Source organism: Nocardioides sp. NPDC057772 (assembly GCF_042798075.1).
Taxonomy (GTDB): Bacteria; Actinomycetota; Actinomycetes; order Propionibacteriales; family Nocardioidaceae; genus Nocardioides.
The window spans coordinates 1-2,995 of sequence record NZ_JBHVKN010000335.1 but is presented as its reverse complement, the minus strand read 5'-3'; the positions used below and the strand labels follow the sequence as shown (position 1 = coordinate 2,995).

Sequence of the window (2,995 nt, the reverse complement as noted above, 5' to 3'; positions counted from 1 at the left end):
CGGAGGCACGGCGGAGCCAGTGACGGTCGTGCGTGACCGTCACGACGGCGCCCGGGTGGTCGTCGAGAGCGTCCTCGAGCTGCTCGACGAGCTCGGGGTCGAGGTGGTTGGTCGGCTCGTCCAACAGCAGTACGTCGCCAGGATCCGCCAGCGCCATCGCGAGGTCGAGGCGGCGACGCTGCCCGACCGAGAGCGCCCGCACCTGACGGCGCAGGTCCTCCTCGCTCAGCAGCCCGAACCGCCGCAGCCGCTCGATGGCGTCGTCGCGATGGATCCCGACAGTGCGGGCGAACACCCCGACGACCGACCCCGCTGCCGGCGCGGCCACATCCTGCCTCAGCCACGAGACCCGAACTCGGGGCGTCCTCTCGACATCCCCGGCGTCCGGGGCGATCTCGCCGGCCAGCAGCCGCAGCAGAGTGGTCTTCCCGGCGCCGTTCGGTCCGGTGACCAGCCAGCGGTCTCCGGGATGCAGCGCCCACTCGGCCATCCTCAGCCGGGCATCCGCCTCGCGACGGACGTCGTGGACGGCGAGGAGAGGCCGGCCGTCCGAAGGCGCCGCTCCCCCGAGCCCGGCGGCGAACCTGAGCGGCTCGGGCGGCGGCGCGACCGGCTCGGCACGCAGCCTGGCGACGCGCTCCTTCGCCATCCGGATCCGGCCCATCGCGCCGTGGTCACGGCTGCGCGCGCGGAAGGCGCCGTGCCCGAACCCGCCGAGCTCGAGCTTGCGTGGGATGGCGTCGAGCCGGAACGCGTTGGCGGCCACGAGGGCCTCGTTGCGGGCGAGCTCGGCCTTCCACTCCTCGTGCCGCTCGGCCTGACGTCGTCGCTCGGTCGCTCGCGCCACCAGGAAGCCGGCGTAGCCGTTGCCGTAGCGGCGCAGCCCACCGTCGCGTACCTGGACGATGTCGTCCGCGAACCGCTCGAGGAACGCCCGGTCGTGCGTGACGACCACCATCGCACCACGGTGCGCTGCCAGGCGGTCCTCGAGCCATGCCAGCGCGGACACGTCGAGGTCGTTGGTCGGCTCGTCGAGCAACAGCAGCTCGGCGTTGGCCGAGAGCGCGACGGCGAGGGCGAGACGCGCCCGCTCGCCTCCGGAGAGGCCGTCGACAGGCCGTCCCCGGTCCAGGCCGCCGAGACCGAGCTGGTCGAGCCCGGCGTCGACGCGGCGGTCGACTCCGTAGCCGTCCCGGGCCTCGTAGGCGTCGACGAGGTCACCGAGCTCCTCGAGGAGCGCGGGCTGCTCGTCCTCGCCGGCGAGGGACAGGTGTTCGGAGCAGGACCGGATGCGCGACTCCAGCGCGCGCAGGTCCGCGAGCAGGAGGTCGACGGCATCCCGCACCGTCGCCCCGTCGGGGAACCGCGGCTCCTGCGAGGCGTGCGCGATGCCGCCGGGAACGACCACGCGCGTCTCGCCGGCGACCGGCGACACGACACCAGCGAGCAGGTCGAGCAGCGTCGACTTTCCGGCACCGTTGTCACCGATCACGGCCAAGCGGTCGGCCGGGCCGACGACGAGGTCGACACGGTCGAGGACGATCCGCTCCGCGAAGCGGACCGTGGCCGAACGCAGCTCACAGACACGGTGGCTGCGTACGGAGGTGGAAGGGATGGAAGCAGACGGGAACATGAGGACTCCTCTGCGCGGCGTCGACCGCCGCGACGAGACGCATCCACCGGATGCGGGATCGGAAATGGACCTCGAGCCGCGTCGATCGGACGACGCGGTCGCTCAGGACCCACTGCGGAGAGACCTCGACGCAGCGTCCCGATCGTTTACTTCAGAGTTCCCATCGCCGACAACGGTAGCGGACCGAACGCCTGCGAGCGAACCAATTGTTCGCCTGTCCGACACGCTCGAAAGCGTTCGACAGGCGGCCCCGGACGTGACAGGTTCCGTCCATGCATCTCCGAGACGGGTCCGTCAGCGACCTCCCCGACGCCATGAGCCTCCTCGACTCCGCCGTCGCGTGGCTCGCGTCGGAGGGACGCACGGGACAGTGGGGCGCAGAGCCGTTCTCCGCCATCGAGGCGAGGGGCGAGCAGATCCGGCAGATGCTGTCCGAGCGCACCGCTCGCATCGCCGAAGAGGACGGCGTGATCGTCGGGCTCTGTGTCGTGGCCGACGAGCCACTTCCGTACGTCGATCCCGCACCGGTCCCGGAGCTCTACCTGCAGCTGCTCGTCACCGACCGGGAGCGGAGCGGGTCCGGCATCGGCAGCACCTTGGTCGACGACGCCGTCGAGATCGCCCGGCAGCGCGGGGTGAAGCAGATGCGGCTCGACTGCTACGCCGGCGACGACCAGGCGCTCATCGGTGTCTACGAGCGGTTCGGGTTCACGCTGGAGCGACGCTTCACGGTCGACACCGGGCAGGCCGAGCCCTGGCCCGGCGCCGTCCTACGGATGGAGATCTGAGCGCCGCCGACGTTTGTACACTGCGCGAAGCCGGCGCAGCGAGAGAGGCGAGTGCGATGACCGAGATCAGCGACTGGTTGGCGGCATTCGCCGAGGAACAGCGACGGCCCGAGGAAGTGGCCCGCTGGGCCGCCGCGACGGCTGACGCGATCCTGGTCGACGTCGACGTGGATCTTGCAGATCTCCGGCCGCTCCTCCTGAAAGCCGTGGAACAGCACTGGTACGCCTTCCTCGACCGGATCACGCTGCCGGACGCAGGATTCGAGCTGGTCCCGTCCGCACGCGCCATCGCCCTCGAGGTCGCCCATCGCCGCCTCGGCCTCCCGCTGATGCTCAAGATCTACCAACGGGCTCAGGAGGAGTGTTGGGACTTCGCGGTCCAGGTCGTACGGCAGGCGCCGGGCGACCTCGACCACGAGGCGCTGCTGGTCTGGTTCTGGACGAAGGCGACCGCCTGGTTCGGGTCCTCGGTCGAGCAGTCCGTGCTGATCCACCAGGCCGAGGAGACACGGATCCGTCAACGCGGGGACGCGCGCCGCTTCGAGGTGGTCTCCGAGGCACTGGCCGACCGCAG

Annotated in this window: 2 protein-coding genes and 1 pseudogene; 2 read left to right on the top strand and 1 reads right to left on the bottom strand. The window is 71.2% G+C overall.

From position 1 onward, the window contains the following. Window positions 1-1,633, bottom strand: a 1,633-nt coding sequence (locus tag ACFVJS_RS27255) for an ABC-F family ATP-binding cassette domain-containing protein (protein WP_378886678.1), incomplete at its 3' end; no start/stop codon positions are given. Between the two features lie 272 nt (window positions 1,634-1,905). Between ACFVJS_RS27255 and ACFVJS_RS27250 the strand changes: the two genes are divergently transcribed. Continuing rightward, window positions 1,906-2,421 carry a GNAT family N-acetyltransferase gene (locus ACFVJS_RS27250; protein ID WP_378886677.1) on the top strand — a complete coding sequence of 172 codons (516 nt, stop codon included), beginning with the start codon at window positions 1,906-1,908 and terminating at the stop codon, window positions 2,419-2,421. A gap of 56 nt (window positions 2,422-2,477) precedes the next feature. Beyond that, a pseudogene (locus tag ACFVJS_RS27245) lies at window positions 2,478-2,995 on the top strand (PucR family transcriptional regulator); the annotation flags it as partial.

Excerpts from the sequence above, each read along its gene's own strand:
- ACFVJS_RS27250 (WP_378886677.1), top strand. The coding sequence starts at position 1,906 with ATGCATCTCCGAGACGGGTCCGTCAGCGACCTCCCCGACGCCATGAGC.